The 11669-nt window shown below is 72.8% G+C and carries 13 protein-coding genes; 4 read left to right on the top strand and 9 right to left on the bottom strand.

The genetic code is table 11. The features are described from left to right. Positions 1–122: 122 nt before the first annotated feature. Positions 123–1262: an epoxide hydrolase family protein gene (locus AC07EG_RS21340; RefSeq protein WP_478254878.1), complete on the bottom strand. Its 1140-nt coding sequence runs from the start codon at positions 1260–1262 to the stop codon at positions 123–125. 63 nt (positions 1263–1325) lie between these two features. On the opposite strand from AC07EG_RS21340, the gene AC07EG_RS21335 reads away from it, so the two are divergent. Then, positions 1326–2288 (top strand): helix-turn-helix transcriptional regulator, encoded by a 963-nt coding sequence (locus AC07EG_RS21335; RefSeq protein ID WP_478254877.1) that lies wholly within the window; start codon positions 1326–1328, stop codon positions 2286–2288. Here AC07EG_RS21335 and AC07EG_RS21330 read toward each other — a convergent pair. The 4 genes from AC07EG_RS21330 to AC07EG_RS21315 are packed head-to-tail and all read right to left on the bottom strand — an operon-like array spanning position 2275 to position 4678. Further along, complete coding sequence (locus AC07EG_RS21330; RefSeq protein WP_478254876.1) at positions 2275–2784, bottom strand: hypothetical protein; 510 nt, start codon at positions 2782–2784, stop codon at positions 2275–2277. The genes AC07EG_RS21335 and AC07EG_RS21330 overlap by 14 nt on opposite strands. Then, on the bottom strand, positions 2784–3674 hold the full coding sequence (locus tag AC07EG_RS21325; RefSeq protein ID WP_478254875.1) for an alpha/beta hydrolase fold domain-containing protein: 891 nt from the start codon (positions 3672–3674) through the stop codon (positions 2784–2786). The genes AC07EG_RS21330 and AC07EG_RS21325 overlap by 1 nt, the downstream gene beginning before the upstream one ends. A gap of 9 nt (positions 3675–3683) precedes the next feature. Continuing rightward, positions 3684–4103, bottom strand: a complete 420-nt coding sequence (locus tag AC07EG_RS21320) for a DUF3237 domain-containing protein (protein ID WP_478254874.1) — start codon at positions 4101–4103, stop codon at positions 3684–3686. 5 nt (positions 4104–4108) lie between these two features. Next, positions 4109–4678 carry a TetR/AcrR family transcriptional regulator gene (locus AC07EG_RS21315; RefSeq protein ID WP_478254873.1) on the bottom strand — a complete coding sequence of 190 codons (570 nt, stop codon included), beginning with the start codon at positions 4676–4678 and terminating at the stop codon, positions 4109–4111. Between the two features lie 165 nt (positions 4679–4843). Here AC07EG_RS21315 and AC07EG_RS21310 point away from each other — a divergent pair, with 165 nt between their 5' ends. Beyond that, a complete protein-coding gene (locus tag AC07EG_RS21310; RefSeq protein ID WP_478254872.1) occupies positions 4844–5365 on the top strand; it encodes an OsmC family protein in 522 nt (173 codons plus the stop codon). A 5-nt stretch (positions 5366–5370) separates the two neighbouring features. Here the strand turns inward: AC07EG_RS21310 and AC07EG_RS21305 are convergent, their stop codons facing one another. Further along, positions 5371–6228 (bottom strand): aldo/keto reductase, encoded by an 858-nt coding sequence (locus tag AC07EG_RS21305; protein WP_478254871.1) that lies wholly within the window; start codon positions 6226–6228, stop codon positions 5371–5373. Between the two features lie 104 nt (positions 6229–6332). Here AC07EG_RS21305 and AC07EG_RS21300 point away from each other — a divergent pair, with 104 nt between their 5' ends. Both AC07EG_RS21300 and AC07EG_RS21295 read left to right on the top strand, forming a co-directional pair. Beyond that, a complete protein-coding gene (locus AC07EG_RS21300) occupies positions 6333–7190 on the top strand; it encodes a LysR family transcriptional regulator (protein ID WP_478254870.1) in 858 nt (285 codons plus the stop codon). A 49-nt stretch (positions 7191–7239) separates the two neighbouring features. Continuing rightward, a complete protein-coding gene (locus AC07EG_RS21295; RefSeq protein ID WP_478254869.1) occupies positions 7240–8481 on the top strand; it encodes a GDSL-type esterase/lipase family protein in 1242 nt (413 codons plus the stop codon). A 3-nt stretch (positions 8482–8484) separates the two neighbouring features. Here the strand turns inward: AC07EG_RS21295 and fadD11 are convergent, their stop codons facing one another. Genes fadD11 through AC07EG_RS21280 form a run of 3 tightly spaced genes read right to left on the bottom strand, consistent with a single transcriptional unit; the run spans position 8485 to position 11668 of the window. Next, positions 8485–10278 carry a fatty acid--CoA ligase FadD11 gene (gene fadD11 / locus AC07EG_RS21290; protein WP_478254868.1) on the bottom strand — a complete coding sequence of 598 codons (1794 nt, stop codon included), beginning with the start codon at positions 10276–10278 and terminating at the stop codon, positions 8485–8487. Continuing rightward, positions 10275–11174 (bottom strand): short-chain dehydrogenase/reductase, encoded by a 900-nt coding sequence (locus AC07EG_RS21285; RefSeq protein ID WP_478254867.1) that lies wholly within the window; start codon positions 11172–11174, stop codon positions 10275–10277. Before AC07EG_RS21285 ends, fadD11 begins: the two co-directional genes overlap by 4 nt. Then, positions 11171–11668, bottom strand: a complete 498-nt coding sequence (locus tag AC07EG_RS21280) for an SRPBCC family protein (RefSeq protein ID WP_478254866.1) — start codon at positions 11666–11668, stop codon at positions 11171–11173. Before AC07EG_RS21280 ends, AC07EG_RS21285 begins: the two co-directional genes overlap by 4 nt. Between the last annotated feature and the right edge of the window lies 1 nt (position 11669).

The raw sequence follows: 11669 nt of genomic DNA, 5'->3' as shown, positions 1-11669 counted from the left end.
GATCGTTGAGAGCGGTATGTCGGTTTGCGGCGGCATCTCTTTTCTGCTACCCCATCCCCCCCCCCCCCCCTTCCCCTTTCTCCCCCCCCCCCCCCCCCCCCCCCCCCCCCACCCACGGGAACTCAGCGGATCTTGCGGAAGAACACGCGCACGTCCTCCACCAGTGCGGTCGGCGCCTCCACGGCGAGGAAGTGCCCACCGTGGTCCAGTTCGGTCCAGTGCACGATGTGGTGATCGCGTTCGGCCCAGCGCCGGATGGTGACGTCGTGCGCGGAGAGCAGGACCCCGACCGGGACCTTGGACGGGGGCGCACAACCCCACTGCTTCGCCGAAATCTCCTCGTAGTAGATCTGGGCGGCCGAACCGGCGCAGCCGGTGAACCAGTAGAGCGAAATGCTGGTGAGCATCCAGTCCCGGTCCAGGCTGTCCTCCGGCAGCCCCTCCGCCGGCAGGGTCAGTTCCTTGTACTTCTCCACGATCCACGCCAGCTGCCCGGCCGGTGAGTCGTGCAGGCCGTAGGTCACCGTCTGCGGGCGCTTCGAATTGCACTGCAGGTAACCGTCGTTGAAGTTCTGCATCGACTCCCAGCGGCGCCGGTCGGCCTCCGGGAGGTCGTCGAATTCGCCTTCTTCGCCCGCCGGGAACGAGATCACCCCGTTCAGGTGCACGCCGAGCACCCGGTCCGGGGCCTGCTTCCCGAGCTCCGGTCCGACCCACGAGCCGGTGTCGTAGCCCTGCACGCCGTAGCGGTCGTACCCGAGCGCCCCCATCAGCCGGACCAGCAGGCCCGCCATCTTCGCGGCGTCCATGCCCGGCCCCCGCAGCGGCGTGGAGAAGCCGAAACCGGGCAGCGCCGGCACCACCAGGTGGAAGGCGTCGGCGGGGTCGCCGCCGTGGGCCCGCGGATCGGACAGCGGGCCGAGCACCTCGAGGAAGTCGGTCACCCCGCCCGGCCAGCCGTGCAGCAGGAGCAGGGGGGTGGCGCCGGGTTCGGGGGAGCGCACGTGCAGGAAGTGCAGCCGCTGGCCGTCGATGGTGGTGACGAACTGGGGCAGCGCGTTGAGCGCGGCCTCCTGCGCCCGCCAGTCGAAGCCGGTGCGCCAGTACTCGGCGAGATCGGCCAGGTAACCGACGGGCACGCCCCGGCTCCAGCCGACGCCGGGGAGTTCGCTGGGCCACCGCGTGGCGGCCAGCCGGTGGCCGAGGTCGTCGAGCTGGGCTTGCGGGATGTCGATGGTGAACGGCTGGATGTCCGGTGTCATGGGCAAGACGCTAGTAACCGGTTAGGACAATTCCGGTCCTAACGATCGGGCACACTGGAAGTCATGCTGGAGACCTCCGCGCGGCTGCTGAAACTCCTGTCGCTGCTGCAGGCGCACCGCGACTGGGCGGGCGCCGACCTGGCCGAGCGGCTCGGGGTCTCCACCCGCACGGTCCGCCGCGACGTCGAGCGGTTGCGCGAACTCGGCTACCCCGTGCACGCGCTGCGAGGCACCCCCGGCTACCGGCTGGGCGCCGGGGCGTCCCTGCCACCGCTGCTGCTCGACGACGACGAAGCGGTCGCGGTGGCCGTCGGGCTGCGGACCGCGACCAGCAGTTCGGTCACCGGCATCGAAGAGACCGCGTTGCGGGCGCTGGCCAAACTGGAGCAGGTGCTGCCGTCGCGGTTGCGGCAACGGGTGCACACGCTGCAGTCGGCCACCGTGCGGGCCGGGGTGGCACCCGGCCCGCGGGTTTCGGCGGACACGCTGGTGACCATCGCCGACGCCTGCCGTCGGCACGAGCGCCTGCGGTTCGACTACACCAGCTCGCGCGGTGAGGCGTCCCGGCGGATCGCCGAGCCGTACCGCCTGGTCCACTTCGGCAGGCACTGGTACCTCGTCGCCTTCGACACCGACCGCGGCGACTGGCGCACCTTCCGGGTGGACCGGCTCCGCCCGCGCCCGCCCGCCGGTCCCCGGTTCACCCCGCGCGCCCTGCCCCACGACGACGTGGCCACCTACCTGGCGCACCGGTTGTCCGCCCTCAGCTGGCCCTGCCAGGCGACGGTCACCCTGCACGAATCCGCCGAAGCCGTGGCCGGCCGGGTGTGGCCGGGCATGGGTGCCGTCGAAGCCGTCGACGAGCACAGCTGCCTGCTGCACCTCGGCGGTGAGACCCCGGCGGACCTGGTCTGGATGATCACCTCGGTCCAGGCCGATTTCACCCTGGTCAGCGGTCCGCCCGGACTGGCGGCGGCGTTGCTGCGGCAGGCCGAACGCTGCCGCGACGCGGTCAGTCCACAGTGAACAGTCCGGCGATGCCCAGCCCCGAAACGATCGTCGCGCTCTTCTCCGGGTTCAGGAAGCGCAGGCCCATGAAGTTGTCGCCTTCGTTGAAGCCGGGCAGGGCCCACACCCGTTCATACGGGATCGCGACGGAACGGTAGGCGCGGAAGGTGTAGACGTTGCGCCACAGGCAGCGCGACGGGTCGGGGTTCCACAGCCGCCGGGCCAGTTCGTCGTTGCGCAGGCGGCAGCCGACCGTGCCGATCGCGCGCACGTGCTTCTGCCCGGTGAGCAGCACGACGTCCCCCGCGTCGAGGGTGTCCATCTTCCGGTCGTGCTGCGGCGTCGCGCCCCAGAAGCGGGCTTCGCCGTCCGGGTGCTCGGCGAGCAGCGCACGGCGTTCCGCCTGGCTCAGCACGTCCGCGTACCGCAGGAACGGCACCGGGCGGTCCAGGGTGTCACCCCAGTGCCGCCGGGCGTGCTTCGTGCCGTACGACGGCTGGATGATCACGCGCATCAGCCGGCGCGCCGGAGGTGCTCGGCGATGAGGTCGTAGGTCTGCCGGGTCCGGCCCGGTGCGCTGCCGAGCAGGTCGTAACCGTGGTCCGCGCCGACGACGTCGTGGTGGTGCACCAGGGCACCGGCCACGTCGAGCTTGCGGGCGTAGGCGATGCCCTCCGCGCGCAGCCGGTCGAGTTCGGCGGTGATCACCACGGCGGGCGCGATGCCCTCGAGGCCGTCGGCGTTGGTGCCCCACGCCGGGGACGCGAGCCGGTGCCCGCGCTCCCGGGCATCGGGGAGGTAGGCGGTGTCGAACACCTCGCTCATCCACGGGGCGATCACCGCCTTGCGGCCCAGCGGGGACGGCTTGTCCCTGGCCCGGGTGACCAGGTCCAGCGGCGGGTAGTGCAGCACCTGCAACTTCAGCCCGGGCCCGCCGGTCTCCCACGCCAGGCGTGCCGCGCCCGTGGCCAGCGCGCCACCCGCGCTCTGCCCGCCGACGGTGAGCCTGGTCCCGTCCCAGGGCCGTTCGGCGGAGGCCGCCCACTTCAGCACGTCGTGGATCTGCTCCACCGGCACCGGGAAGCGGCGTCGCGGGGCGAGCGCGTAGCTGGTGTTGACCACCACGACGCGGGCGCGGGTGGTCAGGTGACGGCACAGCGCGTCGTCGAACACGGGCAGCCCGGCGACGTAACCGCCACCGTGCGCGTTGACGTGGACCGCGGGCACGCCGTCGGTGGCGGGCGGGTGGTACAGCGTCGCGGCGACCTCGCCGTGCCGGGTGGGAACGGTGATTTCCTCGGTGTGCACGAACGATCCGGGCCGGGGCGCGGCACGGCGGTTCATCAGCTTCGAGAAGGCGCGGGCGGCGAAGTCGGCCACCGGCGGGAGGGACAGGATCGACATGGGGGTCCTTCAGGCCGCGTGGTGGAATTCGAGCGAGACACCCGGCACACCGTGCGCCGGGGTCAGCGTGCCGACCAGGACCGCGTCGTTGAGCCAGGCGTGGGGCCCGCCCGCCGGGGCTTCGATGCGCGGGGTGGTGATCCCGTGCGGCACGCCGTCCAGCCGCAGCAGCCCTTCGTTGTGCACCGTCAGCACAGCGCCGTCCGTGGTGCGGACCAGGTAGCGGGCCGACACCTCGGCGGTCCCGTCCGGCCGCACCAGGTTCCAGTCGGCGCCGATCGGCAGGACCTCGCCCTCGATGCGCGGGCCGTCCGCGGTGCCGCCGGTGATCGGGATGATCCGCCGGTGCCCGCCGGGTACCGGACCCGCGTCGACCGGGGTGCCGATGAGCACGGTCAGGCGGGCGATGGGGGTGAGCTCAGGGGGCACGGGGGTCACCTCGTCAGCAGGCCGGCGGGAGCGTGCAGGCCGAGGCCGCGCCACAGGCGCACCAGCCGGTCGGCGAACTCCCGCGGCTCGGGCCGGGTCCCGTCCAGCAGCCAGGCGTTGATCACCGCGCCCATTCCGCCGGTGGTGAAAACGGCGAGGTCGTCCAGGGTTTCCGGGGCCACGTCCACCAGCGTGCCGATCAGCTGCCGGTTGACCGGGGCGAGCAGGTCACCCAGCGCGCGGGTGAGGGCGAAGGCACACGGGCCGGACAGCATCGCGCGGTAGAAGTCCCGGTGCCCGGCGAAGTGCTCCACCGCGGCGAGCAACGCCGAGCGCGTTCCGCCGGCTTCCACCAGTTCGCGGCGGGCCAGGTCGGCCGCCGCCTCGACCAGCAGCGCGTCCCGGTTGGCGAAGTGCAGGTAGACCGCCTGCCTGCTGAGACCGGCCGCCTCGGCCAGTTCGGTGAGCGGCACGGCGGTGGTGCCGCGGGCGGACACCAGCCGCACGGCCGCCTCGAACAACGCCGCGCGCGACCGCGTCACCCGGGGGTCGGGTGGGCGCTCGGCGGTGACCATGGATCGTTTATACACAGCTGTCAAGAAATGGACAAGTGTCAACAAAAGCGTCTGGTGTGGACGGTGTGCCCGCGGTGTTCCCACAGTGCGGGTGGCGTTGCGTGACTGCACCGTTCGGAGCCACGCTCACCGTGGACCGCGACCCCCGGACACCGGAGCGAACTCATGACCGTGGAAGTGCAGCAGCCGCTCAACTCCGTCAACCTCGAAGCCGTCGGCGGGCTCGTCGCCGCGGTGCAGGCCGACGCGGAGAAGGCGCAGACCACCTGGGCCGCGCACGTGCGCTGGCAGGGTGGATTCCGTTCCGAGGCCAGGGTTCGCGGGTTCGCGCCCACGCCGTCGGACGAGCCGCCCGCGCTCGGCGGCGGGGACAGCGCGGCCAACCCGGTGGAGCAGTTGCTGGGTGCGCTGGGCAACTGCCTCGCCGTCGGGTACGCCGCGAACGCCACCGTCGCGGGCATCCGGATCGACGACCTCACCGTGGACGTCAAGGGCGACATCGACCTGCACGTGTTCCTCGGCCTCGCCGAAGGGCACGCGGGCTTCGACTCGATCACCGCCACCGTCCGCATCGACTCGCCCGCGTCCCGGGAGGAGCTGGAAGCCCTGCACGAGAAGGTGATCCGCAGCTCGCCGGTGGGGCACACGCTGAACCACGAGGTGCCGCTGGCCGTGGAACTCGCCTGAGCGCCTCAGGCGGCGTCGAGCGCCGCCAGGTCGTCCGCGGGCAGTTCCAGGTGCACCGCGGCGGCCGAAGCCCGGATCGTCTCCGGGCGCGACGAGCCGGGGATCGGGATGACCGCGGGTGACTTCGCCAGCATCCAGGCCAGCGTCACCTGCTGCGGGCTCGCGCCGTGCCGTTCGGCCACCTCGGCGAACGGGGCGAACCGCGAGCCCAGCCCGGTCGCCCGGCCGATGCCGCCGAGCGGGCTCCACGGCAGGAACGCGATGCCGAGTTCGGTGCACAGCTCGAGTTCCGGCTCGCTGGAGCGGAACGCGGGGGAGAACTCGTTCTGCACCGCGGCGAGCCCGCCGCCGAGGATTTCGTTCGCCTGCCGGATCTGCGCCGGGTCGGCGTTCGAAATCCCGGCGAAGCGGATCTTGCCTTCGTCGAGCAGGTCGCGGAGCGCGCCGACGGATTCGGCGTAGGGGACCTCCGGATCCGGCCGGTGGAACTGGTACAGGCCCAGCGCCTCGGTGCCGAGCCGCCTGAGCGACGCCTCCGCCGCCCGCTTGAGGTGGGCCGGTGAACCGTCGAGCGCCCAGCTGCCGCCGGGCCGGGTGTGACCGCCCTTGGTGGCGACCAGCACGGCGGAGGTGTCGCCGGGGTAGCTCGCCAGCGCGCGGGCGATCAGCGACTCGTTGTGCCCGGGGTCGCTCGCGTCGAGGTGGTAGGCGTCGGCGGTGTCGATCAGCGTCACCCCGGCGTCGAGCGCGGCGTGGACGGTGGCCACGGACCGGGCTTCGTCCGGCCGCCCCCGGACCGACATCGGCATGCCGCCGAGTCCGATGGCGCTGACCCCGGCATCACCGATGCGGCGCTTCTGCATGGAACTCCTCCTGGTTCGCTTCGGGCCCCACCCAGCCAACCCGGTTCCGATTAAGCTGTCCAACAGAAGGAACCGATTCGAGTGAGCAGGCTGGGTGATCAATCGTGGAACTCCGGCAGCTCGAGTACTTCATCGCCGTGGCCGAGGAGTCGCACTTCACCAGGGCGGCCCAGCGGATGCGCGTGGCCCAGTCGGGGCTCTCGGCCACCATCCGGGCGCTGGAGAAGGAACTCGGCGCCCCGCTGTTCCACCGCAGCACCCGCCGGGTGCGGCTGACCGGCGCGGGGGAGGCGCTGCTGACCGAGGCGCGGCGCACGCTGGCCGCCGCCGGGGCCGGCCGGGACGCCGTGGCCGCGGTCCAGGGCCTGCTGCGCGGCAGCCTGGCGATCGGCGCGCTGCAGTGCCTGCACCCGCTGCCCCTGCCCGCGCTGCTCCGCGACTTCGTCGCCGCCCATCCCGGCGTGGACGTGCGGCTGCGGCACGGCGGCTCGGCCGAACTGATCGAGCGGGTCCGGACCGGCGGCCTCGACATCGCGTTCGTGGCGAAACCCGCACGCGTGCCCGAGGACCTCCGGGTCACGCCGCTCGGCTCCGAGCCGCTGGTGCTGGCCTGCGCCCCGGGCCACCCGCTGGCGGGGCGGGCCTCCGTGCGCCTGGCCGAGCTGGCCGACGACCGCTTCGTCGACTTCCACCCCGGCTGGGGCACCCGCGAGCTGGCCGACGCCGTGCTCGAAGAGGCCGGGGTGCACCGCAAGGTGGCGCTGGAGGTCACCGACGTGCACTCGCTGCTGGAACTGGTCGCCACCGGCCTCGGTGTGGCGCTGGTGCCGGAGACCTTCTCGCAGAAGACCCGCGAAGCCCGGTTCGTGCCGCTGCGCCGGGTTCCGGCCTGGGAGACCGTTTCGGTCACCACGGACCAGCCGAGCGCGGCGACGGTCGCGTTGTGCCGCCGGATCGGCTGATCGGTGCAGAATGGCCCTCGCGCCGGAATCCGCCGACGGAGGGGCAACGATGGTGCGTTCGGGAAGGGTGGCGGCGCCGGCCGCCGCGGTGGTGCTGCTCGCCGGGCTGCTGATGGGTTCCGCACCCGCCACCGAGCCGCGGCGATCACCGTGGTTCACCTCGTGGGCGCAGTCCCAGCAGGGGCTCGCGGCCAGGACGCTGACCGGCCAGTCGGTGCGCATGGTCACGCACCTGAGCCAGGGCGGCGACGCCGTGCGGGTCCGCGTGCAGCACACCTTCGGCACCACTCCGCTGACCGTCGACCGCGCCACCGCGGGGCTCAGCGGCCCGGGTGCCTCGGTCACCGGCGTGCGGCCCCTGACCTTCCGCGGCCTGCCCGCGGTCACCATCCCGCCCGGCGGCGAGGTCTGGAGCGACGACACCGGCCTGGTGACGCAGCCGGACACCGACGTCGGCATCAGCATGTACGTGGCGGGCACGGTGGTGCCGGGGCAGCACGAATCGGCGTTCCGCGAGAACTACCTGACCCGGCCCGGCGCGGGTGACCACACCGCCGACGCCTCCGGGGCCGCCCACACCGAGACCGTCCAGTCGACGTACCTGGTCAGCGCGGTGGACGTGCGCAACCGGGGGCTGCGCGGCACCGTCGCCGCCTACGGCAGTTCGGTGGTCGACGGCGTCGGCAGCACCAACTGCGGCCCCGGCTGCACCGAACCGGGCACCAACCGCCGCTGGACCGACGGCCTGGCCCGCCGCCTCCAGCACGAGGGCGGCAGGCTCGCGGTGGCGAACGCCGGGATCAGCGGCACCACCAGCGCGGCGGGCTGCCCGGGCACGCCGGACCGCGTCCGGGAACTCGACGCACTGGCGCGCCTGGACCGCGACGTGCTCGCGCTGCACGGCGTCACCGGAGTGATCTACTACTACGGCACCAACGACCTGGCCTTCGGCTGCACCGCCGCGCCCATCCTCGACAGCTACCGGCAGGTCTTCCAGCGCCTGCACGACGCGGGGATCGCGGTGTACGTCACCCCGATCACCTCGCGGCCCGGCTACCCCCCGCAGCAGAACCTCGACCGGCACGAGGTGGGGACCTTCACCAAGCGCTGGAACAACTGCTCGAAAACCTGCGACGGTGTGGTGGATTTCGACCAGGTGCTCAAGGACCCCCTGTCGCCCAACGGGATCCTCCCGGCTTACGACAACGGGGACGGCGTGCACGCCAATGCCGCCGGGCAGCAGGCGCTGGCCGACTTCGTCTCGCTGCCGATGCTCAGTGGGCGAGGCTGATCGTTACGTCGGTTCGTGGACGCCTTCAGGGCGGGGGTCGCCGTAGAGCTGCTCGATTTCCGCGGCGTACTTGGCGGAAATGGCCTTGCGGCGCAGTTTCCTGGTCAGCGTCAGTTCCTCACCACCGGGCTCCCAGGTCACCGGCAGCAGGCGGAAGCGCTTCACCTGCTCCACCCGCGACAGGCGGTTGTTGCCGTTGGTGACCCCGAGGCCGACGAGCGAGACGATGCCGGGGTGCCGAGCCAGGCCGGCGGGCTCGCGGCCGGCGCTGTCCGGGGCGACGGCGGCCGCGGCCCCGGGGTCCAGGGTGATCAGCGCCGTGGTGTACGGGCGGCCGTCGCCGATGACGGCGACCTCGCCGATCAGGGCGCACGCGGTCTTCAGCGCGTTCTCGACGTTCGCCGGGGACAGGTTCTTGCCCGAAGCGTTGATGATCAGGTCCTTCTTGCGGTCGACGATGGTGAGCGCACCGTCGTCGTCGACGGTCACCAGGTCGCCGGTGGACAGCCAGCCGCCGGCGCTGATCGCCTCGGCGGTCTTGGCCGGTTCACCGCGGTACCCCTTCATCACCAGCGGGCCGCGCACCAGGAGTTCACCGTCCTCGGCCACCCGCATCTCCATGCCGGGCAGGAGGCGGCCGACCGTGCCGAGCTTGGCCGGGTCGGCGGGCGCGGCGCTGGCGATGCAGGTCAGCTCGGACATGCCCCAGATCTCGGAGATCGGCAGGCCGAGCGCGGCGAAGAAGGCCAGCGTGCCGACCGGGATCGGGGCGGCACCGGAGATCACCCACTTCACCTCGCCGAAGCCCAGCATGGCCCGCAAGCCGGACAGCACGGTCGCGTCCGCTTCGGCGTACTCGTCCTCCAGCTCCGGCGGCACGGGTGAACCCGCACGCAGGAAACGCAGCCGGCGCGTGCCGACGTCCACCGCCCACCGCAGGTCGCGGCGGCGCGCTTCGTCCGGCTCGTGCTCCACGGCCAGCTCGATGGCGACCTTCAGCTTCTCCCACACCCGCGGCACCGCACCCCAGATCGTCGGGCGGCAGTCCCGCACGGCCGCGGCGATCTGGCTCGCGTCCGCGACCACGGTGACCTGCGTGCCGAAGACGAGCTGGAAGTACAGCGAAGTCACCCGGTCGGCGATGTGCGCGGACGGCAGGAACGAGGTGATCCGGTCACCGTACTCGATCGGCAGCACGCCGCTGACCGCCGTCGCTTCGAACAGCAGGGCCGCGTGGGTGGCCTCCACGCCCTTGGGGCCGCCGGTGGTGCCCGAGGTGTGGATGAGCGTGGCCACGTCGTCCGGCCGCACCGCCCGCCACGAGGCGTCGAAGTCGAATCCGGCGGTGGCGAGCTTCTTCAGTTCCGCCAGGGTGATCGTGCCCTCGGGGGCTTCGCCGGGTTCCGCGTCGACGACCACGATCCGCTCGACCGGGACCACCCCGGTGTCCAGGATCCGCGCCACGTACTGGGCTTCACACGCCACGGCCTCGGCCTCGGCGTTGCCCAGCACGTACCGGATCGCTTCGGGGGCCAGGGTGTTGTACACCGAGAACGAGGTCGCACCGGCGTGCAGCGCGCCGACGTCCACCGGGTAGAACTCCGGCCGGTTCGCCATCATCAGCGCGACGGTGTCCCCGTGCCGGATGCCCAGCGCGGCGAAACCACCCGCGACCTCCCGCACCTGCTCGCCGTATTCGCGCCACGTCAGGGTTTGCGCGTCCCCGGCGGTGCGCACCGCGACCGCGTCGGGGTCGATGGCCGCGACCCGCTGGAACGCCGCGCAGAGCGTGGTCATGGCCGGCTCCTGGCTTCGAGTTCGCGGATGAAGGCGTGGCACCGGGCGTCGGCGGCGAGGTAACCGTCGGCGACCACGTTGACGAACCCGCGCAGCAGCGCCCAGCCCTGCCACGAAGCCGGGGCGAGGGTGCGCCCGGCCCGCCGGGCGATGGCACCGGCGAGCGCGGCCGCCGCCTCCTCGGCGGTGATCCGGCGGCGCAGCGGCCGGGGGAGCCGGGTTTCCAGCGCGGCGCCGAGCGGGTCCTCGTCCAGGGTGGCCCTGGCGAGCCGGGTGTCGACCACGCCGAAGTACGCGACGCCCGCGCTGGCCCCGGAACCGGCGAGTTCGAGGCGCAGCGCCCGGCCCAGCTGCTCGACGCCCGCCTTGCTGATCATGTAGGAGGCCCCGCCGAGGCCGGGCGCGAACGCGGCCGCCGAGGAGACCACCACGATGTGCCCGCGCCGTGCGATCACCTCGTCGATGGCGGGCCGGACGGTGTTGAACACCCCGGTGAGGTTGGTGTCGACGACCCGGTCGAAGCCCTCCGGATCGATCTGGCGCAGGGTGGCCGGTGGCGGGGTCACCCCGGCGTTGGCCACCACCACGTCGAGGCCACCGGCTGCTTCGACGAGCTTCCGCACCACCTCGGCCATGCCGGTGCGATCCCGCACGTCGACGACGTAGGTGTGCACGCTGCCCAGTGCCCTCCCGGCACGGTCGAGTGCCGCCGCGTCGATGTCGGTCAGCGCGACCACGGCACCACGGGTGTGCAGCTCGCGGGCCAGGGCGAAGCCGATGCCGTCGCCGCCGCCGGTGATCAGCACGACCTTGCCGCGGACGTGGTAGCGGTTGCCCCCGGGCAGCGGGACGCCGAGATCGCGGACGATCCCGGCAGCGGTCGGCAGCAGGCTCATCGCGCCGCCGCCGTTCCGGCGCGCAGCACGCTCGCCAGCCCGTTCGCCCAGCCCGCGGTGACCCGCCGGAACACCGGGTGCGCCAGGCGCAGCACCGGCCGGGCGTCGAAGGCGAAGGTCCAGGTGATCCGGGTGCCCCCGCCGGACGGGCTGAGCGTGACGTCCTCGGCGAACCGGCGGAATCCCGGCCGGGAGGCGGCTTCGGCGCTGAAGGTCAGGCGCCGGTGCTCGTCCCACCGGTAGAACCGTTCCCGCAGCGCGGCGGCCCCGCGGCCGACGACGACGGTCCGGGTGGTGCCGACGCCGAACGGCCGCGGTGAGGTCCACTCGACGCCGGTGATCAGCTTCGACCACGAGACCAGGGCGTCGTCGGCGGCGAGCACCCGCCACACCGCGGCCGCGTCCACCGGCACGTCGACCACCTGCACGAACCGGGAGGGAGCCGAGGCCAGGAAGTCGTCGCCGGCTTCGGCGAGGGGATACCAGCGTGTCATG

This window comes from Amycolatopsis sp. NPDC045836 (genome assembly GCF_056431745.1).
This window is presented reverse-complemented; position numbering and strand designations above follow the sequence as displayed.

What these genes read in the sequence shown, in the direction of transcription:
- AC07EG_RS21340 (WP_478254878.1), bottom strand. Translation starts at nt 1,262, where the DNA reads ATGACACCGGACATCCAGCCGTTCACCATCGACATCCCGCAAGCCCAG.
- AC07EG_RS21335 (WP_478254877.1), top strand. Translation starts at nt 1,326, where the DNA reads ATGCTGGAGACCTCCGCGCGGCTGCTGAAACTCCTGTCGCTGCTGCAG.
- AC07EG_RS21330 (WP_478254876.1), bottom strand. Translation starts at nt 2,784, where the DNA reads ATGCGCGTGATCATCCAGCCGTCGTACGGCACGAAGCACGCCCGGCGG.
- AC07EG_RS21325 (WP_478254875.1), bottom strand. Translation starts at nt 3,674, where the DNA reads ATGTCGATCCTGTCCCTCCCGCCGGTGGCCGACTTCGCCGCCCGCGCC.
- AC07EG_RS21315 (WP_478254873.1), bottom strand. Translation starts at nt 4,678, where the DNA reads ATGGTCACCGCCGAGCGCCCACCCGACCCCCGGGTGACGCGGTCGCGC.
- AC07EG_RS21310 (WP_478254872.1), top strand. Translation starts at nt 4,844, where the DNA reads ATGACCGTGGAAGTGCAGCAGCCGCTCAACTCCGTCAACCTCGAAGCC.
- AC07EG_RS21305 (WP_478254871.1), bottom strand. Translation starts at nt 6,228, where the DNA reads ATGCAGAAGCGCCGCATCGGTGATGCCGGGGTCAGCGCCATCGGACTC.
- AC07EG_RS21295 (WP_478254869.1), top strand. Translation starts at nt 7,240, where the DNA reads ATGGTGCGTTCGGGAAGGGTGGCGGCGCCGGCCGCCGCGGTGGTGCTG.
- fadD11 (WP_478254868.1), bottom strand. Translation starts at nt 10,278, where the DNA reads ATGACCACGCTCTGCGCGGCGTTCCAGCGGGTCGCGGCCATCGACCCC.
- AC07EG_RS21285 (WP_478254867.1), bottom strand. Translation starts at nt 11,174, where the DNA reads ATGAGCCTGCTGCCGACCGCTGCCGGGATCGTCCGCGATCTCGGCGTC.
- AC07EG_RS21280 (WP_478254866.1), bottom strand. Translation starts at nt 11,668, where the DNA reads ATGACACGCTGGTATCCCCTCGCCGAAGCCGGCGACGACTTCCTGGCC.